The organism is Leptotrichia trevisanii DSM 22070, from assembly GCF_000482505.1.
In the GTDB taxonomy this organism is placed as follows: Bacteria; Fusobacteriota; Fusobacteriia; order Fusobacteriales; family Leptotrichiaceae; genus Leptotrichia; species Leptotrichia trevisanii.
In genome coordinates, this window is sequence record NZ_AXVL01000022.1 from 15,719 (window position 1) to 38,952 (window position 23,234).

A 23,234-nucleotide genomic window follows, 5' to 3' on the forward strand; every position below is an offset into this window, starting at 1 on the left:
TCCTACATTTATAATTTTTAAATTTTTAAACTCTCTCTAAAACTGAAACAATAAAAATTAAATTTAATAGAAATTATAACATTTAAGTTCATTTTTAAAGTAGTAACTACGGCATTACTGCATTATACATAATTAAACTTTATTTTTTCTAAAATTCTTATTTGCCTAAAATATATTTAATACAGTAAAATTTGTTTTTTTATTAAAATATTAATTTTTAAATTTTAGTCTATATAAAAAATAAAAAGCTAGCATTTTGCTAGCCTTGAAGCTACTTTCTAATTTCTTTAATTCTAGCAGCTTTTCCTGATAAGTTTCTCAAGTAGTATAATTTAGATCTTCTTACTTTACCAATTCTCTTAACTTCAATTTTTTCTACTAATGGAGAATTTAAAGGAATGATTCTTTCTACACCGATTCCTTGCGATACTTTTCTAACTGTGAAGTTTTTAGCAACGCTTCCACCAGAAACTCTGATAACTACACCTTCAAAAACCTGTATTCTTTCTTTGTTTCCTTCTTTTACTTTGTAGTGAACTGCGACTGTATCTCCTGATTTAAATTGAGGTACATCAGCCTTCAAGTAATTTTTTTCTACTAATTCGATTAATTTCTCTTTCAAGAAATTCACTCCCTTCTTTCTAAGACATTCTTTCTATCTATACCAATCCTACTAATTCATAAACTTTTTTTGCTTATAAATTTTATCACAAAATTGGTAGCAACAATAAAAGCGGAATATCCCTTTATTCAATAACTTATTAAGTTTACCATATTTTCCATTAATTTTCAATACAATTACAAAAAATTTTTCAACTTTTTCAAAATTTTTAAAATAATATTCTTTTTTTCTAAGATAAGCCTTTTTATCCTGAATATTTCAAACTCAAAAATTACAGCATTATCAAATCCCTACATTCATTCAATCTTCATTTATAAATTCTAAACAGTTTAAAGTTTTATTTTAATTTCTCAATCCACTCAGCTTCCTTAAATCCAACCAGCACAAAACCCTTCCCTACCAAAAGCGGCCTTTTCAACACCATCCCATTGCTTGCAAGTAATTCAAACTGCTCCTCTTCCGACATTTCCGCCAATTTTTCCTTCAAGTTCAGCTCTTTATAAACATTTCCACTTGTATTAAAAAATCTTTTTAACGGCAATCCGCTTTCTTTATAATATTTCTTAATATCTTCCTTCGATGGTGTTTCTTCCACAATATGCTTATATTCGTAATCAATCCCATTTTCCTCCAGCCATTTTACAGCCTTTTTACAAATTGTACATCTTGGGTAACAATATACTTTATTCATTTTTTTACTTCCTTTCATAATTTATTAAAATTTAAATTCATTAACAAACTGTTGCCCTTTTTAATCAAGAACTTCCTTCAACTCGTCATCTATAACATGAATCATTGGATTTTTGGATATTTCTACCAAATATCCCTTTTTCATCAAGTTTTCTATATGGATTCTCAATTTGGCTCTGCTTATTTCCAGTATTTTTGACAGCTCCTTATCCTTTAGGGGAAATTCAGAAAATATATTATTTTGAATATAAATAAACATTATTTTCTTTTCTGAATCACTTAATGCTAAATTATCCAAATAATCACGTGAAAAGTTTAATTTTTCTATTTTATTTTCCAACATTTCCTTTATACTTTTTTGCCCTTTTTTTATAAATCCCATCATTCCTTTTATAAAAAATGTCACTTCTCCAAAATTTTTAGAGCTGGAAGTGTTTAAAAATAATTTTGAATATTTTTCCTTTTCCGAAAAAATGGCATACGACAATGAAAGTCCTGTAAATATGTCTAATTTTCTGGCTAAATACATTGAAAAAATCATTCTTCCGCATCTTCCATTTCCATCATAAAAAGGATGAATGTATTCAAAATAATAATGTGCAATACAAGCCTTAAATAAAAAACTTATATCCTTTCTATTTGAAAATTTTATTAAATCTTCAATATGCTTTAAGATTATTTCTTCTGTCAAATCTCCCAAATGTATATTTTTAAATCCGTCTGTAATAAACACCGAATTTTTTCTAAATAACTTCCCGTCTAATCTATTTTCAGGATTAATCAAAATTTCTTCATCAAAAATTTCGTCATATATTCTCCGTATTTCCTTAGCTGAATCAATTTTTTCTATTTTTTTTTCAGTAATTTGCTTGTATTTTTTTATAATTCCAGATAGTCTGTCTATTTTTGTAGAATTCATACTGTTATACACATCTTTTTTTGTAGTATGAACTCCTTCAATTCCTTCACTTTTTGTTATCTCATTAATCATAATTTCTCTTATACAATATTTTTGAGCTATTTTTGGCAATTCACCAGATAATTTCAAAATTTCCTTACTATTTTGTATAATCTCATCTTGCAACATCAAAATATCATTTATTGGCAAAAAAAATAATTCAACTTCCTTTAAAACTCTTTCCCCACGTAAAATTGGCAAAATATACAATGAAGTTTTATATACACAAGGATTTTCGAGCCTTTTTCTTAACTCTTCTTCTATATTTACCTTCTGATAATATAATTTCGACAATTCTGAATAATTATTCATAAAAAACTCCTATTTTACATTTTTTTACATTATATATCATTTTTGAAAAAAAATATATTATTTTTTTTATAAATTCAAAATTATTACAAATACTTTTTTATAAAAAACACCTATTCTTTTTTATTTTTTTCTTCCACAATAATCCTACTGAAAAAAATATATGACTCACTATAATAAATATATTTTTTTCTTTTTCAGTTGGAGCAAAAAATGTACTATTGCTATCAGCAAAAATATACTTTATAACAAAATATGTAAATATCATTATCATCACAACTATATTAATTTTAGAATATTTAAGTATTCTTTGTGCCAAAATTCCTGAATAGAATATTAATATTAAAGCCAAAATTAATATTAATGCAAAAATAATATATCCAGATGGGTGTATTACTATTGCAAAAATCAATGCAATTCTTGTTAGTATTAGAAGATTTAAAAACTCTTGAATTAATACATATCCTAATATTAGAATAATAATAACTAATCCTTTCAATAAAAAACTCGATGTTCTATTTTTCATTTTAATTTTGCTCCTTAAACTTTCAAAGTTCAAAATCACTCTCATAATACAAAATCTGATTCATATTCCCTTGCAAAAACTCAATCTTTTCCCTAATTTCTTCAGACACAAACGGCAATTTCATATCCGACAAAGTCTCCTTCAAAGTCTGTGTCAATTTCACAATTTTTACTTTATATTTATCCAGCTTCAAATCATTTGCCATTGATTTTATACAATCTTCCAAAGAGCCAATTTCATCAACTAAATTAATATTTTTAGCTTCAATTCCAAGCCACACTCTCCCTTGTGCAATCTTTTCAAGCTCATCTTCACTCATTCCTCTAGCTGCCATCACGTGTTCCTTAAACTCGCTGTAAACTTCATTCATATTATGAATTAATTTCTCTTTTGAATTTTCTCCCAGCTTTTCAAACGGATTCAGCATATCAAATCCAGCACCTTTTCCAAATCCTTCCAAATTAATGTCTAACTTTTTCAATGTTCCTGCAACTTCAGGATACATCATAACAACGCCGATTGAACCTGTCAAAGTAAAATTATTCGCAAATAATTTTTTTCCAGTTGTGGCAATGTAATAACCACCGCTTGCACATACATCTCCCATTGAAACATATATTGGCACAGTCAATTTTTTTAATTTCTTATATATTTTTTCAGAAACTAAAGCACTTCCACCAGGTGAATTTATTCTTAATACGAGCCCTTTCAAATTTTTTATTTCTTTCAACTCTTCCAGTTTTTCACATACATTTTCGTAAGTAATATTTTTGTTGGGATTTTTCATATCAATAACTCCCTCAAGATTTATCACAGCAATTGTATCTTTCGCCTTTTCCTTCTTATCTTTTGACATCACAATATAATCTTCAATCGAAACTGTATCTTCTTTATAATTTATCCCAATCTCATCATAATCAGCAACACCGTCAATCAATTTATATTCCAAAGCCTTTTTCGTCCCAGCAAAAATCAAATTTCCGTTCAATATCTCATTTTCAATATCAGCCCCTCTTTTGCTTTTTACCAGTTCCACAAAATCTTCAAAAACTTTATCCTTTATATTTTTAATTGATTCCTTTTTCTCTTTCGACATTTGGTTAAGGCTATATTTTTCTCCAGCCACTTTGTAATCACCAATATGAAGTACATTCATCCTTATACCAAACTTTTCCAGAAACGACTTCAAATAAAATTCCTTATGCAAATATCCTCTAAAAATAATAGTTGACTGTCTTGTGTCAAACATAAAAATTTTATTTGCAAGCAGAGCCTGTCTATATCGACTTTCCTCAAAAAGCGTCCCTATCGCCACAACTTCCTTATTTTTTCTAATCTTATCAAAAATTTTAGAAACTTCTTCCAGCTGTGAAAGCGTCAAATTCAACTTATCCATATCAATAATCACTTTTTTTATATTCTTATCTTTCGCAAGATTATTTAATCCTTGCAATATTTGATAATACGATAATTTCTCTTTCCCCTTTAATGCCGGCATAGCCACATCTTCCTTCAATTTTTTTACATCAAATACAACAGTTTTTACCTTTTTTAAAGGCAATTTCTTCTTATTTTTTACTCTAAGAATCTTCTTCACAAAAATTAAATTTAAAATTACACACAAAATAAGCATTATTACTATTTCTAACAGCATTTTCAAAATAAACATCATATCAACTCCCTTTTTAAACCTACAATTCAATTAACAATTTTTTTAGTTCATTCATTTTATCCCTCAACTTAATAGCTTCCTCAAAATTAAGCTCCTCAGCCATTTTTTTAATCTGCTTGTCGAGTTTCTTAATTTCCTTTTCCACCTCTTTTTCACTCTTATACTGCTTAATTGCTTTGTTTGCTTCATTTTCTTTTTCAACTTCATAGTCTACGATTGACTCTGCAATTTCTCTTACGATTGATTTTGGATTGATGTTGTTTTCCAGATTGTATTTTTCCTGAACTTCACGCCGCCTGTTTACTTCATCAATGGCTTCCTGCATGGAGCCTGTAATTCTGTCAGCATACAGGATAACATGTCCTTCTACATTTCTTGCGGCACGTCCCATTGTCTGAATTAAAGATCTTCTGGAACGTAAATATCCTTCCTTGTCTGCTTCCAAAATTGCCACTAATGAAACTTCTGGAATATCCAACCCTTCCCTTAACAAGTTTATTCCAACCAGAACATCAAATTCACCTTTTCTCAAGCCTCTTATTATCTCTGTTCTTTCTAGCGTATCGATGTCAGAGTGCATATATTTTACTTTTATTCCATATTCCAAATAGTAATCTGTCAGTTCTTCTGCCATTTTTTTTGTCAAAGTTGTAACTAAAATCCGTTCTTTTTTTGCTGTTCTTGTTTTTATTTCATCCATCAAGTCATCAATTTGATTTTTTGTTTCACGAATATCGATACTTGGCTCCACAATTCCTGTTGGACGGACAAGCTGCTCTACAATTTCACCATTTGAATGTTCCAGCTCGTAATCACTTGGAGTAGCTGAAATATACACAGCTTGTGGAACTTTTTTAAAAAATTCCTCAAATTTCAACGGACGATTGTCATAAGCACTTGGAAGCCTAAATCCATTGTCAATTAAAGACTGCTTTCTTGCCCTATCTCCCTTATACATCCCATTTATCTGTGGAACTGAAATGTGCGACTCATCCAGAAATACGACCAAATCCTCTGGAAAATAGTCAATTAACGTATCAGGTGCTTCTCCTTCATCCTTTCCAGTCAAGTACCTAGAATAATTTTCCACACCTTTACAATAGCCAATTTCCTCAATCATTTCCAAATCATATTTCGTTCTTTGCTCAATTCTCTGTGCTTCCAGCAGTTTTCCTTCTTTTTGGAAAAAATGCACTCTTTCTTCCATTTCCTTTTTTATTGCCTCGAACATCACTTTTGTATCTTCATTTGTCAAATAGTGAGTCGCAGGCATTATTGTGATTCTTTTTATATTTCTAATTTTCTGTCCAGTAAGCGTATTAATCTCTGAAATGCTTTCCAAATCATCTCCAAAAAATTCAAAACGGTATCCTGTATCCTGATAAGATGGATGTAAATCAAGAATATCACCTTTCACACGGAATTTTCCACGCTCAAAGGCAATGTCATTTCTCTCATATCTAAGTGAAATCAGCCTTTTTATAAGCTCATTTCTTTCAAATCCTGTTTCCACATCAATCGGAATCGATCTCTTTTTATATGCCTCTGGCGATCCCAATCCATAAATTGCCGAAACCGAAGCCACAATAATAACATCTCTTCTATTCAAAAGTGCTGCTGTTGCTGCATGCCGCAATTTATCAATCTCATCATTAATTGAAGAATCCTTTTCAATATACGTATCAGTTTGCATGATATACGCTTCAGGCTGGTAATAATCATAATAAGACACAAAATATTCAACAGCATTTTCAGGAAAAAATTGCTTGTACTCATTATAAAGTTGTGCTGCAAGCGTTTTATTCGGTGCCATTATCAAAGCTGGACGATTTATTTTTTCAATAACATTCGCAACTGTAAATGTTTTTCCCGATCCCGTAACCCCAAGCAAAATCTGATCTGTAATCCCATCTTCCAAGTTTTCCACAATTTTTTGGATAGCCTGAGGCTGATCTCCAGTCGGCTTAAATTTTGAATGTATCTTAAAATCCATCTCTATTTTTCCTCCTTTCAATACAAACCTTTTGGTTATTTATAAAAGTTTATAAACTCTCAAATAATACAATTTTTCATTTTTGATTTTTTTATTTTTTATTACTTTCTGACAAGCCCCTGCTATAGTAATACTAACCCCCATTTAAATAACGAATTTATTACAATCTTTTCTAACAAAAGATAAAAAACAATTTAGTTGAATAATTATGAATTAGTTATCAAACAACCTTATTATAAAAATTTATTCCTATTTTTAAATAGGGTTTAATATAAAGATTGTTATTATTCAATTTTTATAATTATTTAATATAACCTAAAAATAAAATTATTTCCCATAACCCATTTCATCAAGAAATTTCTTATTTTTTCTCCATTTCTTCTTAACTTTCACCCACAATTTTAAATTAACCTTCAAATCAATCAGATGCTCAATTTCACGTCTAGCCTCTATCCCAATTTTCTTGAGCATAGCCCCATCTTTTCCAATAATAATACCTTTTTGACTATCCCTTTCAACATAAATATTTATATCATATTTCCTAATTGCAGGCTTTGTTTCTACATTAATAATCTCTACAGCTACACTATGAGGAATTTCATCTTTCGTATGATGTAAAATTTTCTCTCTGACTGTTTCTACAACGATTTTATTTACTGGTAAATCTGTATAATAATCTTCTGGATAAAACCATACATCATTTGACAAATATTTCTCGGCAACTTCAAATATCTTATGAATCCCAATCGCATATTCCGCCGTAAGAGTTATTATTTCATCAAATTCTCCCAATTTTTCACGAATTTCCTTTTTCTTCTCCTCAATTTCCTCATCCGTCATTTTATCAATTTTGTTAATAACAAGTACAATTGGTGTATTTACACTTCTCACATTTTCATTAACAAATATATCCCCAGTCGAAATTTCCTGTGTCCCATCCAGCATAAACATTATCAAATCGACATTTTCAAGAGCTTCTAATGCCACATTAGTCATGTGTTCCCCAAGTAAATGTTTAGGTTTGTGAATCCCTGGCGTATCTACAAATATAAACTGATTTTCTCCAATATTTACAATCCCTTTTATCTGATCCCTAGTCGTCCCAGCCTTATCCGACACAATTGCAACCTTTTCTTTCACAAGCTTATTCATAAGCGTCGACTTCCCAACATTTGGACGTCCGACGATTGTTATAAATCCTGACTTCATTCTTTCTCCAATTCTATTTTTTATATTTTTTTAACAAATTCCGATTTCAGCTTCATCGCACCAAAACCATCTATTTTACAGTCGATATTATGAATTCCATCATCAATTAATCTTATATTTTTAACTTTTGTCCCTCTCTTCAAATCTGATGATGTACCTTTTACTTTCAAATCCTTAATAATTGTAACGCTGTCTCCATCCTGCAAAATATTCCCGTTTGAATCTTTCACAACGTTTTCATCACTGCTTTCTTCCCCATTTTCAGCCCATTCATAAAAGCATTCTGGACAAACTAGCATATTTCCATCCTCATAAACATATTCTGATCCACATTTAGGACAATTTGGTAAACTCATACTTTATATTCCTTTCAAATTTTATTATTTTTTATTATACCACGAAACAGAAAGTTATAAAATATGTTTATCATTATAATTTTCATTTATAGTAATGATATTTTAAAATCAATCTCCAAAATTATTTTATTGTTTCAGTATTAAAGGAGCTTGAGTACATATCAATTTTTGCAGTAAACAACGGCATTACAAAAAATGTTATAAAAAATAATATTCCATAATATGCAAAAACCGTCCATAATGGTGCTTTTCCATTAGTACTCATCTGTAAAAGCGGAATTTTGCTTCCAGCGTGAATAAATCCCTCAAAAGCCTTAAAAATAATTTCTGTAACAAAAACAATCGGGCTGTTAAATAAAGATAATTTAAAAATATTTAGAAGCACAATAAAAAATAAACATTGTATAACAACTGTTCCGATTGGTATTCCCACAATATTTAATAAAAATGAAAATAATGGCAGTTTTTCAAAATAATATAAAAATAATGGAATACTCGTAATTTGTATTGTTAAACTCAAAAATATCAAATCTACAGTATTTCTCAAAACCTCGTTTTTTATTTTATCCAAAATTTTTTCCTGATAAATTTTCTTAAATTCAGGATTTACAAATATTATTGCCACAACTGCTGCATATGAAAGCTGCATTGAAATATCAAAAAGTGAATACGGATTTAGCACAATTATAACAATAAACGATATTAACAAAGATTTTTTACTATCTTCCTGCTCAAAAAGAATCCTTGCCAAAATCATCATCGCTCCCATAATATAAGCACGTAAAATTCCTGGCGAGAATCCAATTAATGCACAATAGAAAGTTAGTGCCACAAGTGCCATCAGATATTTAAACCTATACCCTAGCGAAAATCCATCCAAAATTTTCACAATTCCAATAACAACTAGACTTATATGAGTCCCAGAAATTACAATTAAATGAGCCAGTCCCGTGTATTTGAACTTATCCTTCATATCCTTAGAAACCTCTGCCTTTTCTCCCAGAACCGCAGCATGTGAAAAAGCATACAAATTTTCTTCAGTTATAAATAAATTATCAAAAATCTCCAAAATATATTTACGGACGACATTTAATCGTGATTCTTTATATCCCAGCAGTTTCCCTTCAATCTTAATATTGCCATTTTTATTTACAATTTTCCTAATTTTGTACCGCATAAGGTAAAATCCATATTCAAGCCCCTTCTTATTCTCAATGCTCGCCTGGTTTTTCAAATATTTGTTATTAACCTTCAAGACACTTCCACGATTTCCATCAATCTTCACATAAAGTGTCTTTTCTCCAGAAAGTTCTCCCTTAAAAGTAACAAAATTCAGATAAAACACAAACAAAAAAATCCCTGCCAAAATTAAAATTCCAAATTGCCAAGTTCTTTTCACTTCTTCAATTCCAACTTGCATATTAAAAAATTTTACTAAATTTTGTTTTCTGCGTGAAAGTTCGGATTTTATATACTTTTTCCTAGTCTCTTTCTCCCTCAATTTTTTCATTTCCAGAATATATTTATCAAATTCCTTATTTTCAAATTTAGTTACATTTTCTTGAGTTTCATTGCTTCCACTATTTTTACTTATTTTTGTATTCTTATATTTTTTAAAATCTTCTTTTCTATCTGATTTTTTTACAATTTTACGAAATCTTATATTCTCAAAATCTCTTTTTTTATTATTTTGTCCAGTTGTTGTATTATTCTCAACATTTCCCCCATTTTTCATCTAAATTTCCTCCTCCCACAAGTTAGCCTTTGAATAGTCATCCGAAAGATTAATCGGCTTTTTAGCCCTGTAAATACTTATAATCGGATATTTTGCCGCATTTATTGTGTTTGTAGAAATTCTGTAATAAATTTTTTCTCCCTTTTTATCCATCAAATAAACGGAAAATCCTTTTTCAAAATTTCCTTCATTTGTAGTACGTCTTCTAAAATCAGCATTTTTATTAGAATTATTTGTCATATACGATAAGTTTTGAGAAATCTCCATTTTATCAACAATATCCTTTTTTCCATTTTTCTCGTCCAAAAAATAAGCTGTCTTTTCAGATATTTTAAAATCCAGTACATATTCCTTCCTGTTGTGCTGTGCATACTGCTGAATTTTTCTGATAAACTGGCTAACATTCCTCTTTTGAATTGCAAACTCCTGATTCTGCCTCTGTCTCTGCAAATTCACAGAAACCACCATAAACAAAATCGCCATAATTGAAATGTATAACAAAACCTCAATGAGTGTAAACCCCTTGTTATTCCCCTTTATTCTCATTTTTCCCCCTTTTAAAAAACTATTTTTATACAAAATTTAATTTTTAATTAATATTATTATACATCATTTTTTGAAAAAATCAAATATTTTTTACAAATAAAAAAATTCCCTACTTAATAAATAAGGAATTTTTTTCGTAGTTTTTTACTCATTTGAATTTTGTTTTATTTACATTCTAATCTAAATATAAAAAATTAATTTTTACTTTTTGTTTCACTTGATTTGACAATACACCTAATTCAAAATTTTAATCATATAAATAGAAATCCATTATTTGTAATAGTTCCCTAGAATTATCATCTATACTTTCATTTGCTAATACATCCTTTATTTCCTCTTGCAATTTCATTCTTTCATTTTTAAATTCTTCCTTTTTTTCGGCATCATAAGCCATATGTGCCATTCTTCCTATTGCTGAAAATCCGAAAGTAAAATAATTAAAAATTGTTATAAATCGTTTTTTCTTTTTAGTTTTTTTAAATTTCATATATTTTTTATCAATTGAACTTACGTCTAGATTTTCTTGTTTTGCTGATTCAAAAAACTTTTCTAGCCTGCTTACACTATTTCTTGAAAATAATTCTAATCCATGTTCTATTAATTCCTTTACTTTTACCATTTATCTTCCCTTCAATTTATAAATTTACAAACTTTTCTCTGCTTCATCAATAGTCTTATAACCTTTTTCCAGTACAATATTTTCCAAATTATTTTCTGCCAAGTTGACCTTATTTGTAACACAGCTTTGGATATACTCGTAATATAATTTCAATGTTTTTACTGAATATGACGATAATTCTCCCTTCAAATAAGTTTCAATTGAAGTATAGTTCGGAGTGTCATATTTTGAGTATAAGGGACGCCCTTTTGAAGTAACTTTTGGATATTTTTTTATTATTTCTTCTTCCCAATGCAAATAAATTTCTACTATTTTTTGCACCAATTCTTCTTTCTCCTGCGAGATTTCGGGCAAGTAACCCTTAATTATTTCATATTCCTTTGGCGAACTGTATTTCATCATTCTAGCATATTTATCCTGAACAATGTTTTCACCACGATGTTTTGCCAAAATCAAGTCTTCCAGATAACTTTCCAGAATTTCATCAGGCAATGTTTCCCATTGACTTCTTCTCATAATTTCAAATTCCTGCGGATTATCCTGACATTCTGCTCTTCCTTCCGTATGATGCACATTTTGAAAAAATTCCCATTCCCTTTTTAAGATTTGTCGAATAAAACTTTCTTTTTTACTAATTTCTCTTTCCATTTTCAATTCTCCTATTTTAAAATCCAATATTCTTTAATTTTGTTGATTATTTTTAAAATTTTTTATTTTAATCCATCGCAGGGTTCCAGTTTCTTAATTTTTCATCTTCAATTTTATTTTGCACAAAAGGCCCATAATCCTGTAAAAAGTCGCTTGTTAACTGTCTTGGAACAATATCTTGATTTTTCATTTCCGAAATTACATCAGCACTTATTTCTTCAATAATTTGAAATTTTCGATTAATCGCACCAGTTGGCAATTTTACCAGTTCTTCAATTAAAAAATAAGTTTTTTCGCCTAAAATTTTTAAATCTTTTAAGGCTTTTGGCATCCATTTGTAAAAAAGTTTATATTTTTTATTTAATAAAAAAATCATATGTATCGCCTCATTTATAAACTCAGTTTCCGCAAGCCTTGCTGCCACAATTTCATTCCTTTTCATGCACCGCAAATAGTTATACTGCCCAGATTGTGCCATTTTCATACATCTTGTGGCAATTTTATTAAGCCGTATATCTTCTGGAAAATATTTTTCCAAATCATTTCTAATTTTCGTAAATTTTCCCAAATTATCCATAAAAATTTCTCCATTAACCGCCGTTGCTAGCAATTCTTCTGGAATTAATCGCCATTCATACAAGTTCTCAGGCACCTTGATGTCTCCTAAAAATTTGAAAAACCAATCCTCCATATTAAGAACTCCACGCCTTCCATCCCCAAACTCACTCACATTCAATGCTCTAAATCCCAAAAACTCCTTCGGCAATTCATTAAGCCTTTTCTGCAAATTTAGTCCATATTTTTCATAATCTTCTGAACTCAGCCAAATACAGCAGGACGGCCCAAAGTCATGATCCTGCGAAATTTCATCATCAAACCCAAAACACTCCGAACCTTCTCCCGCAAGTCCAGCCGCCATTTTTTCAAAAACTTCTGGAAATTCACTTTTTATAACTGGAAGATAAATTTCTTCGAAATATTTTTTTGAAAGTTCCAGTCCTTTTATTTTATTTGAATCCATTTTTTCTCCTTCTTCCATCTAAACCATTTTTTCCTTCACAACTTCAATATTTTCCAAAATATTTTTGTAATTATTGCTTTCTTTACCAAACGTCTTTTCACAAATTTCAGCACTTTCCTCAAATAATTCCAATGCTTTTTCATATTCATTTTCTGCAAAATAAAAAGTCGCCATATTGTTAAGGACTGCCGCATACAAGTTATGAGTTTTTCCAACTTCCTTCTCGATTAGTTCCAGTGATTTTTGCAAGTATTCCTCTGCTTTTTCTTTGTTTTTTACTTTCAAGTAAGGCTGTACAAGATTACTTAATGTAATCGCATACTGAATAGGATTTTCTCCAACTTTTTCCAGTACCCTTAGACTTTTTTCCTGTAATTCAATCGCTTCCTCGTATCTTTCAAGCTCCTGATAAAATAAAGCCAAATTATTGCACACGCTCGCATAAACATAGTCATTTTGCAAATTATTATTTTCATAAATTTTCATAGTATTAAGGTACATATCTTCAGTTTCATCATATTTTTTCATAAATCTGTAAACTTCGGCTAGGTTAAGGCTGCAAGTCGCATATGGAATACTGTCTTTGCCGTACTTTTTCTCAATAAAGCCTTGTGCCTTCAGCAAAGCATCTTTCGCTGTGTCAAACTCCCCAACATATTTAAGAGTTCCCCCAACTTCATTCAAAATTTTAATATTTTCATCACTTTCCTCACCAAAAACCTCTTCTGTAAGTTCTGCTAATTCCTTTAACACTTTAACCTCTTCCACAACATTCCCCTGCTGCATAAGTTCTTTTCTCAAGTTTGTCAATTCGTTTATTCTGACTTTTTTTTCAAATATATTTGACATTTTATATTTCTCCTTTATCTTAAATTTATTGCTTAACTTTGGTATTACAAAAATATAATTTGAATACATTTCAATTTTAAATTTATTATTTCTAACAAAAGTTTACCATACAAAATTGCAATCTGCAACAATATTAAAAATAATTTTAAGACTTTAAAATAGTTTTACTATAAAATAAAATTATGTTGTTGAAATAAAAAAACTCCTATTATATAATTAAAATAGATTAAATATTTTTAGAGGAAAGAAGGAAAGATAAGATGAATAAAGAAAAAATTGATTTTAAGTATCATCATATAAAGCATTATAAATATCAGGCACAATCAAAGAAAACTTTGATAACTTCAATTTTACTGACACTATTTTTTGCTTTAGTTGAATTATTTGGCGGAATATTTAGTGGCTCGCTTGCACTTATTTCAGATTCATTTCACATGTTTTCGGATGTAGTTGCACTTTTGTTCAGCATTATTGCGGTATTTTTTTCAGCTAAAAAGCCAAACAAAAATTTTACTTACGGATTTTTGAGAATTGAGATAATTTCTGCATTTATAAATGGACTGGCTCTTATGATAATATCGGTTGGGATAGTTATTGAAGCTATAAAACGGCTTTTCAATCCAGAACATGTTGATTTTTTTACAATGTTCACAATTGCAGTAATTGGGCTTCTAGTTAATATCATACTTATGTTTGTACTTATGAGAAGTTTGAAAAAAGAAAAGAATCTTAATGTAAAAAGTGCTTTGTGGCATTTTTTAGGCGATACATTAAATTCTGTCGGAGTCATAATTGCTGCGGTTATTTTGAAATTAACTAATCTTGTTATTTTTGACATAATAATAAGTATGATTATCAGCGTTGTTATTTTCACTGGAGGGCTAAAAATTGCAAAAGAGGCGTTTTTTATTTTAATGGAAGCTGTCCCGAGCCATCTGGATATTAACGAAATTTATGATAAAATTTTGACAATTGACAAAATAAAGGATATTCATGAATTTCATTTGTGGAATATTTCAGAAGAGAACATAAGTATTTCATTTCATATTTTGCTTGATGAATACAATGGAGTAAATGATTATGAAATTGTAAATAATGTGGTAAAACTCCTAAAAAATGAATATGGGATAGAACATGTAACGGTTCAGATTGAAAATCCTGAAATAAATCCACATCTTTAATTATACTTTTAACATAGTAGAAAAAAAAACATAATTTTCAAATCTTCCAATTTTGTCTGATTCGTCAATTATGTTTTTCATTTAAATATCAGCTTTGCTATCTTCTTGTACAAGATTTTTCAATACCATTAGGCCCTCTATAAATAGCATCTTTTCCACCTTTAAAGAATTCGATATTTCCATTTTTGGAAACATATCTTGATCCACTGCCTGATACTGCCACTTTAAGGTTATAAACGTTTCCTGCTTTAGTCACCACTCTGGCAGCGTTTGTTGCCGGATATGAAACTGTTATTCTTTCAGAACCGCAAGTATATGATTCTGAAGCCACTCTTCTTGCAGCAGGTTTTTTACCCGTTCTTCTCTTGGCTGTTGCAGCAAAGCTCATTCCTCCAATTAATGTCATTACAGACAATACTAACATAGATTTTTTCAATAATTTCATCTTTACCATCTCTTTTCTTCAAAATTTATTTCAATACGAAGTATATCACCTAAAACTGTTAAAATTCTTATAGAAACCTATTAGTTAAAAATGAAACTACAGTAAAAATACTTAATTATTTAGCCTATTAATTTTAGATTTTATTTTAAATTATCCGTATGTCCACCTAACAAATTTTCATATTTTTTCAAAAATTTTCCAACATATCTCATCAAAAATGCCGATCGGGCCAATGAAAATACTATAAACGATAACCATAAACCATGATTTTTATACATTGATGTTCCAGTAAAATAAAAAATTAAAAATACTATCAATGCCTGTATCATTGAATTTCTTATATATGCTGTTTCTGTTGCTCCTGTAAAATTTCCATAAATTACCAATCCAAAACTTACAACTAGCGGGAATATAAGCATCCATATTTTATATTGGCTTGCAATATTTATAACTTCCATATTTTTTGTATAAAATAATAACAGCTTTTCTCCGCCAAAAATAAATGCTGTACTCAAAAACAATGAAATTGCGATACAGAACTGGATTGATTTTCCCATTACCCATTTTAGTTTTCTAAAGTTTTTCTCGCCTATGGCTATGCCTGAAAATACACTCGAAGCATTGGCAAAACCGTCAAAAATATATGACATCAGATATTGAACCTGAAATAATATAGAATTTGCAGCCAATATGATTTTCCCATTTTGTGCAGCTTTTTCCAAAAATAAATTTGTTGTTACCAAAAGACATATTGTTCTTATTACCAAATCCAAATTTACCGCTCCAACCTTTTTTATTTCAGCTTTATCAAATACTTTACTCAAATTCACATTGTGTAAAATTTCCTTTGCTGAAAAAGTTCTTAAAATAATAAAAACTGATAAAACTGTTGTCATTATTTGTGAAATGAGCGTAGCAACTGCCACTCCTGCAACATCCATTTTCAAAACTCTTACAAAATATAAATCCAGGGCAATGTTCACAATATTTGTCATAAGCTGCAAAATCAAACATTTTTTTATTTCCTTACGTCCCATTATCCAACCTAAAAATGTATAATTCAGCAATACAAACGGTGCTCCCCATATCAAAATATTAAAATAAACCGATATATATTTTGTAGTTTCCCTGCCAGCATCAAAAAAATATATAAATCCCCACAAGATCGGCTTTTGAAAAAGGACAAACAAAATTCCCAGTAAAATGGAAATTAACATAGGACGTACCAGAACTGTAATTTCCTCTCTTTTGTTATTTTCCCCAAAAGCCTTTGCAGAATATCCCGACGTGCTGACACGCAAAAAACCAAATAACCAATAAATTGTATTAAAAATCGTTCCACCAAGTGTAACTCCACCAATGAATACTGGATTTGACAAATTTCCTACAACCGCTGTATCAACTGAATTTAATAGCGGAGTTGTCAATGTTGACAACGTAAACCCCAATGCTAATTTTAAATATTCCCCATTTCTATGCTTTTCTATATTTACACTTCTTTTCATTTCCCTCCTACGTTAACAGAATTACTCAAAAAATGAAATTAGATTATTTTTAATAATTTTCAGGAAATAAAATTCTTTCTACACCTTCAATTATAATGTGTAAAATCATCATGTGAACTTCCTGAATCCTGTCTGATGTTTCTCCAGGAATTATGAATTCATAATCACATACTCCCTTCAATTTTCCACCATCTTTTCCAAGTAATGCCACTGTTTTTAAATTTCTTTCCTTAGCTGATTTAACAGCTTCAATTATATTTTTAGAATTTCCCGAAGTTGAAATCCCAAAGAAAAAATCACCTTCCTGCCCAAATGCTTCTACTCCTTTTGCAAAAACAAAATCAAATCCATAATCGTTTCCAACACACGTGATATGTGAAGAATCACTAATACTTATGGACGGCAACGCTTTTCTGTCTTTTCTAAATCTCCCTGTAAATTCTTCAGCAAAATGCATCGCATCACAGTTACTTCCACCATTTCCTGCAATCAGCGATTTTTTACTATTTTTATAGGCTTGTGCCAATTCCCGCGCTATTTTTTCTGTCTTTTCAATATTTTCATCATTTTCCACAAATGTCTTTACAGTTTCAAAAGCTGTTAAATACGAATTTCTTATATTTTCTTTTAACATAATTTTCCTCCCAAAATTTATTTATAAATTATCTGTTTAAATTACTGCTTATTCTTTACCGAAAACAATGCTGGAGTAATTTTATAATCCTTCACAAATTTTACAAATTTGGAAATTCCTGTTTTTTCACCATTTTCACGAATATAGACGATTTGGAACTTATCTTCGGATTTTTCAAAGTTATGAATAACTTTTAATGCCCCTTTTTCGATTTCCTCATAAACGCTGTAATATGGAAGAACTGCAAACCCAAGTCCACTTTTTATAAGGTTTTTCATCGTTTCAATGCTTCCATTTATGACGATTCTGTTTTCCAGATTAAATCCTATTATTTTTTCAAACAAATCCAGATATTTGCTTGTCAACACAGTATCCCGCTTTAACAGCTGCATTTCCTTCAATTCCTTGTAATCTGTTATTTCTTTGCCTGCCACAACAACAAATGGATATTCCTCAGTTTCGATAACCTTTATTTCCTTATCCTCAATGAAATACTCTTCCATTAGTGCAATGTCAACTGTCCCTTCCTTTAGATGTTTTACAAGCGATTCACGATTTTTGATATACAAATCAAATTCAATTTCAGGATTGTGCTTTTTAAATTCCACCATAATTCTTGGCAACACAGGTTCTCCAATATTATGAGTTGCTCCTATGCAGATTTTTCCCTTTCCATAATGTGAAATTTTTTCCATTTCCTTTTCCACCCGTAAAATCTTGTCAAAAACATCCTTTGACATCCGATAAAGCTCTTTTCCCGCAAAAGTTAATCTAAAATTTTTAGAATTTCTTTCAATAAGCTGGATTCCTAATTTTGTTTCCAGTTTTTTTATTTGTATTGATACCGCAGATTGACTTATAAATAAATTTTTTGCAGCTTTAGTAAAACTCTTTTCCTTGCATGCCTCAAAGAAAATTTTTAAATGATGTACATCCACAGTTATTTCTCCAATCATATATTTTTTATATTATTATAACTCATACATATATTTTTGTCCAGTAAATATGACATTGGAAGAATAAAATAATTCATTAAAAATTACTTTGATTAATGATTGGATTTCTTTTTTAAATAGCTTATAATTTTGTTCAAAAAATTTTGGAACTTGTTTTAAAATTCACGAATATTATATCATTATTTATTTTGATAATCAAATTATTTTTGTTTTTTATAAATATATTCAAATTATGCTGACAAAACTCATTTGAACAAAACAGACATAATTTTCAAATATATCCTAAACATTTTTATTAATCAAAAAAATTATAGAAAAATCATTTATTTAATGTTAAAATACAAATATTAACATAGTTAAAATTTATAAAACTTAAAATCAGGAGGAAAAATGGTAGAACAATTATTTAAGGAATTATCTTTATTGGAAGAAATTGAAGCAATCGCATTGGGAGGTTCACGTGCGGGAGAAAATTATGATGAAAAATCAGACTACGATGTGTACCTTTATGTAAATTCACCAATTAACGAAGAAAAAAGAAAAAATATTCTAAAAAATTTTTGCAGTTATATGGAAATTGGAAACAGCTTTTGGGAGTACGAGGACAACTGTGTCTTAAACGACGGAATTGAAATTGATATTCTTTATCGAGATATGGAAGATTTTATGAAAGGAATCGAAAGAGTCGTTATCGAATGCCAACCAAACAATTCCTACACAACTTGCATGTGGCACAATCTAATTACCTGTAAAATCCTATACGACAAAAACGGAACTCTTGAAAAATACAAAAATAAATATTCCATAAATTATCCAAAACAACTAAAAGAAAACATCATAAAAAGACAACTTCAATTAATCGACTCTGCAATGCCGGCATATCCGAAACAAATAAAAAAAGCTGTTGAACGAAAAGATTTTGTCAGCATAAACCATAGAATAACAGAATTCCTAGCTTCATATTTTGATCTATTATTCGCAATTAATGAAGTAACACACCCTGGTGAAAAACGATTAATCCAATTTTGCAAAAAGCAGTGCAAAATCTTACCTGAAAACTTTGAAGAAAACTTAAATTCTCTTTTTTCACATATGTATTCAGAAGAAAATCAATCTTTATTAGTAGAAGATATACAAAATATTGTAAATAATATAAAAAAACTAAAATAAATTTATAAAAAGAAAAAAATTTGACAATAAATGAGAATTTTGATAACATCTACAGGTAGAATAAAAAAATTGAGAAAGAAGGAGAGTATATGTCAAGTATTATAATTCCAAAAAATTATGATCCAAAATACGGGATTATGGAAACAGAAATCGCTATAAAAGCAGCAAAAGACTATTTTGAAAAAGAACTTGCAAAAGCATTGGACTTAACAAGAATTTCAGCACCTATGTTCGTTAGAAAGAATGCCGGGATTAATGACAACTTAAATGGCGTTGAACGTCCAGTGGCATTTGAAATGAAAGAAATGCCAGACACAACATTGGAAATTGTGCATTCACTTGCAAAATGGAAAAGAATAGCACTGAAACAATATGGGATAGAGGCTGGAAAAGGGATTTACACAGATATGAATGCCATTAGAAGAGATGAAGATTTGGATAACACTCACTCAATTTATGTGGATCAGTGGGACTGGGAAAAAGTTATTTCAAAAGAAGATAGAAATTTGGACTTTTTAAAGGAAACAGTAAAAAAAATATATCAAGTCTTTTTAAATACAGAAAAAGAATTGACAGACAAATTTAGTAAATTTGAAAAATTTTTACCAAAGGAAGTAACATTTATCACTTCTCAAGAGCTGGAAAATCTATATCCTGAATTGACTCCAAACGAAAGGGAAGACAAATTTGCAAAAGAAAATGGAGCAATATTTATTATGCAAATTGGAAAAGTGTTAAATTCAGGACAAAGACACGACGGGCGTGCCCCAGATTACGATGACTGGGAATTAAATGGAGATTTGATTATGTGGAATCCTGTTCTTGACAGAGCACTGGAATTATCATCAATGGGAATCCGGGTGGACAAAACCGCTTTGGAACGTCAATTAAAAGAATTAAACCTGGAAGAAAGAAAAAATCTTGATTTTCACAAAATGCTTTTAAACGATGAATTACCACTAACAATCGGTGGAGGAATCGGACAGTCAAGAATCTGTATGTTTTTATTACAAAAAGCTCACATTGGAGAAGTTCAGGCTTCAGTTTGGACTCCTGAAATCGTAAAAGAATGTAAAGAAAACGGAATCAATCTTTTATGGTATTAAGATAAAAAATCTGAAATGTAAGAAAAAAAGTGAATTACTAATTAATTTTAGTTTTTCACTTTGTTAGAAATAATCTATATATTAAAATACCATTCAATAAATTTTGGAAAACTATTCCATTTTTTTATTTCTTTTTCTTTTCCTAATATTAAATGAACAACTTCTTCAGTTTGAGTATTATAGAAAAATCCATTTTCTCCTTCAAAATTATCCAAAGGAATGTAATCATTTGTCAATCCTAAAGATTTATTGACTGAATATAAATTTTTTAATAAATCTGTATTAACCAAAAACCAGCCTAACTGATAAATTTCCTTTCTTGAACTGTAAAAAGCGGGACCTTCTTCTGCATGTAAATAAAATTGTATAAAATCACTCTTCATGTCAATATTTAATTTCGATAAAGCCTCTCTATATTCGATACTTTCATCCTCATACCAGCAGTTTCTTTCTTTTAAAAAAGTTATAATTTTATTATTTAGCATATCATCTCCTATAAAAATTTTATAATATTCTATAATTCTGAATCTGAACTTAATTCTAAAACTTCATCTAAATAGTATTTTTTACCAAATCTAGAGAATACAATACTTTATTTATAAAAAATTTTTAATCTACCACTATTCATTTATTTCCCGCAACTTTCAATAAACTTATCAAAAATCTCCTGCATTTTCTTATTCCCACGAACTGCCATCATTTCAGGATGCCATTGTACTGCATAAAAGAATTTATGATTTTTGTTTTGAAAAGCCTCTACTATTCCATCCTTTGCTTTTGCAATAGCAGTCAAGCCATTTCCCAAATCTTTTATCATTTGATGATGGAAAGAGTTTGTTCTAGTTTTTTCTCCAAAAATTTCAAATAAAATATTATCCTTTTCAATATTTATATCGTGTGTAGGCAAGTCAGGAAGCCACTTTTGCATATGATTAACTGTCGTTCCTGTATATTTTACATCTTGATACAAACTTCCGCCAAAATAGACATTTGCAATTTGCAATCCACGGCAAATCCCAAAAATAGGCTTTCCAGTTTTCATAAACTCATCTAAAATTTCAAGCTCAAATTTATCCCGCTCTGGTGTAATGCTCCCAACTTCCTGCAGACAGTCCTCTCCATATAAAATCGGATCAGGATCTCCTCCTCCAGAAAGTAAAAGCCCATCTAAATGCTGAATTTGTTCCCTTATAACTTCCATATTTTCTGTTATTGGCAAAATAAATGGTATTCCTCCAGCATTTATAACCGCCTTACTGTAATCCACAGAAACTATCGTCTTGTGATCATTTAGTCTGTTTGGGTTTAATTCCAGCGAAGTAGTAATCCCTATAATTGGTTTTCTTTTATTATTCATCTATCAAATTCCTTTCTTTTCCCCGTTTTTATTATTACTTTTTATTTAAAATTTCTCACTCTTCCAAAAAAGTCAATGAAATTTTTATAAGTTACCATATCAATTTCATTTTGAGAATATCCTCTCTTTTTCAATGCTTTTTCTATATTCCTCAATTCTGTAACGTTATTCACCCCCAAAAGTCCCTCATGTGCATCACCTTCTGCCTCATAATATTCTGAAAAATCAAGTCCAAATCCAACTTTATCCAGTCCAATTTTCTCAGCCACATATTCCAGATGATTTAAAAGCATTTCCAGATTTTTTTCATTTTCATTTCGACTGACAAAATTGTGGTAACTGTTCATTCCAACCATTCCTCCTCGTTCACCGATACATAAAATTTGATCATCAGTTAAGTTCCTCATTGACGGACAAAGGCTTCTGGCATTTGAATGTGAGGCAAAAAAAGGCTTTTTAGAATGTTTGGCAATATCCCAGAATGTTTTATCGTTGGCATGCGAAACATCAAGCAGGATTCCCAACTCATTGATTATTCTCACAGCATCAATTCCAAGTGAAGTCAATCCCCTGTTTTTATCTCCGCTCTGGCCTGTTGCAAAAGCGTTTGTTTCATTCCAAGTCATTCCAATATGTCGCACACCAAGCTGATTTAATAAATAAATATAATCAAGTTTATCTCCAATCCCTGGAAGCCCTTCTATTCCAAGCATCACTCCAAACTTTTTATCTTCTTCCTTAACATTTTCCCAATTTTCAAAAATTTTAAAATCAGATGGCTCTTTTATAACCTTTATCAAATCTCTTGCGTGATACAATTCCTCAGTCATTGCTCGCAAATCTGCAAAAAAATATTCTTCAGCATTCTCCACTTCATTCACATTCAAATATATTACAAAAATTCCTCCAGAAAGCCCTCCTTTCAAGAATTTTTCCTTATATTTATTTCTAATAATATCCTTATTTCCCTTCTGATATTCCCAGAAATTATCTGTCCACACATCTGCATGCATATCAAAAAACATTAATTTTTCCTTCTTTCTATGTAAATTTATTTTAATTATACTCAAAATCAGTTTTTATACTTTAAAATATTTTGATAAATAACTACTTTTATAGATAGATTT

24 protein-coding genes are annotated in these 23,234 nt (G+C 29.7%); 3 read left to right on the forward strand and 21 right to left on the reverse strand.

Annotation, left to right across the window (positions count from 1 at the left end):
• Positions 1-271 precede the first annotated feature (271 nt).
• The 14 genes from rplS to K324_RS0105840 all read right to left on the reverse strand — a co-directional run bounded on the left by rplS (position 272) and on the right by K324_RS0105840 (position 13,753).
• Positions 272-622, reverse strand: coding sequence for a 50S ribosomal protein L19 (gene rplS / locus K324_RS0105775; RefSeq protein ID WP_026748320.1), 351 nt, complete (start codon positions 620-622; stop codon positions 272-274).
• 337 nt (positions 623-959) lie between these two features.
• Positions 960-1,313, reverse strand: a complete 354-nt coding sequence (locus K324_RS0105780) for an arsenate reductase family protein (RefSeq protein WP_026748321.1) — start codon at positions 1,311-1,313, stop codon at positions 960-962.
• Between the two features lie 60 nt (positions 1,314-1,373).
• Complete coding sequence (locus tag K324_RS0105785) at positions 1,374-2,582, reverse strand: Fic family protein (protein ID WP_026748322.1); 1,209 nt, start codon at positions 2,580-2,582, stop codon at positions 1,374-1,376.
• Between the two features lie 97 nt (positions 2,583-2,679).
• On the reverse strand, positions 2,680-3,105 hold the full coding sequence (locus tag K324_RS0105790; RefSeq protein WP_248615360.1) for a hypothetical protein: 426 nt from the start codon (positions 3,103-3,105) through the stop codon (positions 2,680-2,682).
• 22 nt (positions 3,106-3,127) lie between these two features.
• Complete coding sequence (gene sppA / locus K324_RS0105795) at positions 3,128-4,774, reverse strand: signal peptide peptidase SppA (protein WP_026748324.1); 1,647 nt, start codon at positions 4,772-4,774, stop codon at positions 3,128-3,130.
• 22 nt (positions 4,775-4,796) lie between these two features.
• Complete coding sequence (gene uvrB / locus K324_RS0105800) at positions 4,797-6,770, reverse strand: excinuclease ABC subunit UvrB (protein ID WP_026748325.1); 1,974 nt, start codon at positions 6,768-6,770, stop codon at positions 4,797-4,799.
• A gap of 327 nt (positions 6,771-7,097) precedes the next feature.
• Positions 7,098-7,979: a GTPase Era gene (gene era, locus K324_RS0105805; protein WP_026748326.1), complete on the reverse strand. Its 882-nt coding sequence runs from the start codon at positions 7,977-7,979 to the stop codon at positions 7,098-7,100.
• Between the two features lie 20 nt (positions 7,980-7,999).
• Complete coding sequence (locus K324_RS0105810; protein WP_026748327.1) at positions 8,000-8,335, reverse strand: zinc ribbon domain-containing protein YjdM; 336 nt, start codon at positions 8,333-8,335, stop codon at positions 8,000-8,002.
• A gap of 121 nt (positions 8,336-8,456) precedes the next feature.
• Entirely contained in the window at positions 8,457-10,070 is a 1,614-nt protein-coding gene (locus K324_RS0105815) for a ComEC/Rec2 family competence protein (protein WP_026748328.1), read from the reverse strand.
• Positions 10,071-10,616, reverse strand: coding sequence for a type II secretion system protein (locus tag K324_RS0105820; protein ID WP_026748329.1), 546 nt, complete (start codon positions 10,614-10,616; stop codon positions 10,071-10,073).
• A 247-nt stretch (positions 10,617-10,863) separates the two neighbouring features.
• Positions 10,864-11,235 carry a hypothetical protein gene (locus K324_RS0105825; RefSeq protein WP_026748330.1) on the reverse strand — a complete coding sequence of 124 codons (372 nt, stop codon included), beginning with the start codon at positions 11,233-11,235 and terminating at the stop codon, positions 10,864-10,866.
• Between the two features lie 24 nt (positions 11,236-11,259).
• Entirely contained in the window at positions 11,260-11,883 is a 624-nt protein-coding gene (locus K324_RS0105830) for a DUF4125 family protein (RefSeq protein WP_026748331.1), read from the reverse strand.
• Positions 11,884-11,950: 67 nt separating this feature from the next.
• Entirely contained in the window at positions 11,951-12,904 is a 954-nt protein-coding gene (locus K324_RS0105835) for a DUF4037 domain-containing protein (protein WP_026748332.1), read from the reverse strand.
• 18 nt (positions 12,905-12,922) lie between these two features.
• On the reverse strand, positions 12,923-13,753 hold the full coding sequence (locus tag K324_RS0105840; RefSeq protein WP_026748333.1) for a tetratricopeptide repeat protein: 831 nt from the start codon (positions 13,751-13,753) through the stop codon (positions 12,923-12,925).
• Positions 13,754-14,013: 260 nt separating this feature from the next.
• On the opposite strand from K324_RS0105840, the gene K324_RS0105845 reads away from it, so the two are divergent.
• Complete coding sequence (locus K324_RS0105845) at positions 14,014-14,934, forward strand: cation diffusion facilitator family transporter (protein WP_026748334.1); 921 nt, start codon at positions 14,014-14,016, stop codon at positions 14,932-14,934.
• Positions 14,935-15,031: 97 nt separating this feature from the next.
• Here K324_RS0105845 and K324_RS0105850 read toward each other — a convergent pair whose 3' ends face one another.
• From K324_RS0105850 to K324_RS0105865, 4 genes are all read right to left on the reverse strand, one after another.
• Entirely contained in the window at positions 15,032-15,379 is a 348-nt protein-coding gene (locus tag K324_RS0105850) for an MliC family protein (RefSeq protein WP_026748335.1), read from the reverse strand.
• A gap of 140 nt (positions 15,380-15,519) precedes the next feature.
• Positions 15,520-16,884 (reverse strand): MATE family efflux transporter, encoded by a 1,365-nt coding sequence (locus K324_RS0105855; RefSeq protein WP_026748336.1) that lies wholly within the window; start codon positions 16,882-16,884, stop codon positions 15,520-15,522.
• Positions 16,885-16,933: 49 nt separating this feature from the next.
• Complete coding sequence (gene gmhA, locus K324_RS0105860) at positions 16,934-17,518, reverse strand: D-sedoheptulose 7-phosphate isomerase (RefSeq protein ID WP_026748337.1); 585 nt, start codon at positions 17,516-17,518, stop codon at positions 16,934-16,936.
• A gap of 41 nt (positions 17,519-17,559) precedes the next feature.
• Positions 17,560-18,456, reverse strand: a complete 897-nt coding sequence (locus K324_RS0105865) for a LysR family transcriptional regulator (protein ID WP_026748338.1) — start codon at positions 18,454-18,456, stop codon at positions 17,560-17,562.
• Between the two features lie 408 nt (positions 18,457-18,864).
• Between K324_RS0105865 and K324_RS0105870 the strand changes: the two genes are divergently transcribed.
• Both K324_RS0105870 and asnA read left to right on the forward strand, forming a co-directional pair.
• A complete protein-coding gene (locus K324_RS0105870) occupies positions 18,865-19,644 on the forward strand; it encodes a nucleotidyltransferase domain-containing protein (protein WP_026748339.1) in 780 nt (259 codons plus the stop codon).
• 89 nt (positions 19,645-19,733) lie between these two features.
• Positions 19,734-20,750, forward strand: coding sequence for an aspartate--ammonia ligase (asnA, locus tag K324_RS0105875; protein WP_026748340.1), 1,017 nt, complete (start codon positions 19,734-19,736; stop codon positions 20,748-20,750).
• Positions 20,751-20,824: 74 nt separating this feature from the next.
• Here asnA and K324_RS0105880 read toward each other — a convergent pair whose 3' ends face one another.
• The 3 genes from K324_RS0105880 to K324_RS0105890 form a co-directional block, all read right to left on the reverse strand.
• Positions 20,825-21,235, reverse strand: coding sequence for a hypothetical protein (locus tag K324_RS0105880; RefSeq protein WP_026748341.1), 411 nt, complete (start codon positions 21,233-21,235; stop codon positions 20,825-20,827).
• Between the two features lie 143 nt (positions 21,236-21,378).
• Positions 21,379-22,107 (reverse strand): gamma-glutamyl-gamma-aminobutyrate hydrolase family protein, encoded by a 729-nt coding sequence (locus K324_RS0105885; protein WP_026748342.1) that lies wholly within the window; start codon positions 22,105-22,107, stop codon positions 21,379-21,381.
• 41 nt (positions 22,108-22,148) lie between these two features.
• Complete coding sequence (locus K324_RS0105890; RefSeq protein ID WP_026748343.1) at positions 22,149-23,132, reverse strand: dipeptidase; 984 nt, start codon at positions 23,130-23,132, stop codon at positions 22,149-22,151.
• Positions 23,133-23,234 lie beyond the last annotated feature (102 nt).

Excerpts from the sequence above, each read along its gene's own strand:
- K324_RS0105780 (WP_026748321.1), bottom strand. The coding sequence starts at position 1,313 with ATGAATAAAGTATATTGTTACCCAAGATGTACAATTTGTAAAAAGGCT.
- K324_RS0105785 (WP_026748322.1), bottom strand. The coding sequence starts at position 2,582 with ATGAATAATTATTCAGAATTGTCGAAATTATATTATCAGAAGGTAAAT.
- K324_RS0105790 (WP_248615360.1), bottom strand. The coding sequence starts at position 3,105 with ATGAAAAATAGAACATCGAGTTTTTTATTGAAAGGATTAGTTATTATT.
- sppA (WP_026748324.1), bottom strand. The coding sequence starts at position 4,774 with ATGTTTATTTTGAAAATGCTGTTAGAAATAGTAATAATGCTTATTTTG.
- uvrB (WP_026748325.1), bottom strand. The coding sequence starts at position 6,770 with ATGGATTTTAAGATACATTCAAAATTTAAGCCGACTGGAGATCAGCCT.
- era (WP_026748326.1), bottom strand. The coding sequence starts at position 7,979 with ATGAAGTCAGGATTTATAACAATCGTCGGACGTCCAAATGTTGGGAAG.
- K324_RS0105810 (WP_026748327.1), bottom strand. The coding sequence starts at position 8,335 with ATGAGTTTACCAAATTGTCCTAAATGTGGATCAGAATATGTTTATGAG.
- K324_RS0105815 (WP_026748328.1), bottom strand. The coding sequence starts at position 10,070 with ATGAAAAATGGGGGAAATGTTGAGAATAATACAACAACTGGACAAAAT.
- K324_RS0105820 (WP_026748329.1), bottom strand. The coding sequence starts at position 10,616 with ATGAGAATAAAGGGGAATAACAAGGGGTTTACACTCATTGAGGTTTTG.
- K324_RS0105825 (WP_026748330.1), bottom strand. The coding sequence starts at position 11,235 with ATGGTAAAAGTAAAGGAATTAATAGAACATGGATTAGAATTATTTTCA.
- K324_RS0105830 (WP_026748331.1), bottom strand. The coding sequence starts at position 11,883 with ATGGAAAGAGAAATTAGTAAAAAAGAAAGTTTTATTCGACAAATCTTA.
- K324_RS0105835 (WP_026748332.1), bottom strand. The coding sequence starts at position 12,904 with ATGGATTCAAATAAAATAAAAGGACTGGAACTTTCAAAAAAATATTTC.
- K324_RS0105840 (WP_026748333.1), bottom strand. The coding sequence starts at position 13,753 with ATGTCAAATATATTTGAAAAAAAAGTCAGAATAAACGAATTGACAAAC.
- K324_RS0105845 (WP_026748334.1), top strand. The coding sequence starts at position 14,014 with ATGAATAAAGAAAAAATTGATTTTAAGTATCATCATATAAAGCATTAT.
- K324_RS0105850 (WP_026748335.1), bottom strand. The coding sequence starts at position 15,379 with ATGAAATTATTGAAAAAATCTATGTTAGTATTGTCTGTAATGACATTA.
- K324_RS0105855 (WP_026748336.1), bottom strand. The coding sequence starts at position 16,884 with ATGAAAAGAAGTGTAAATATAGAAAAGCATAGAAATGGGGAATATTTA.
- gmhA (WP_026748337.1), bottom strand. The coding sequence starts at position 17,518 with ATGTTAAAAGAAAATATAAGAAATTCGTATTTAACAGCTTTTGAAACT.
- K324_RS0105870 (WP_026748339.1), top strand. The coding sequence starts at position 18,865 with ATGGTAGAACAATTATTTAAGGAATTATCTTTATTGGAAGAAATTGAA.
- asnA (WP_026748340.1), top strand. The coding sequence starts at position 19,734 with ATGTCAAGTATTATAATTCCAAAAAATTATGATCCAAAATACGGGATT.
- K324_RS0105880 (WP_026748341.1), bottom strand. The coding sequence starts at position 21,235 with ATGCTAAATAATAAAATTATAACTTTTTTAAAAGAAAGAAACTGCTGG.
- K324_RS0105885 (WP_026748342.1), bottom strand. The coding sequence starts at position 22,107 with ATGAATAATAAAAGAAAACCAATTATAGGGATTACTACTTCGCTGGAA.
- K324_RS0105890 (WP_026748343.1), bottom strand. The coding sequence starts at position 23,132 with ATGTTTTTTGATATGCATGCAGATGTGTGGACAGATAATTTCTGGGAA.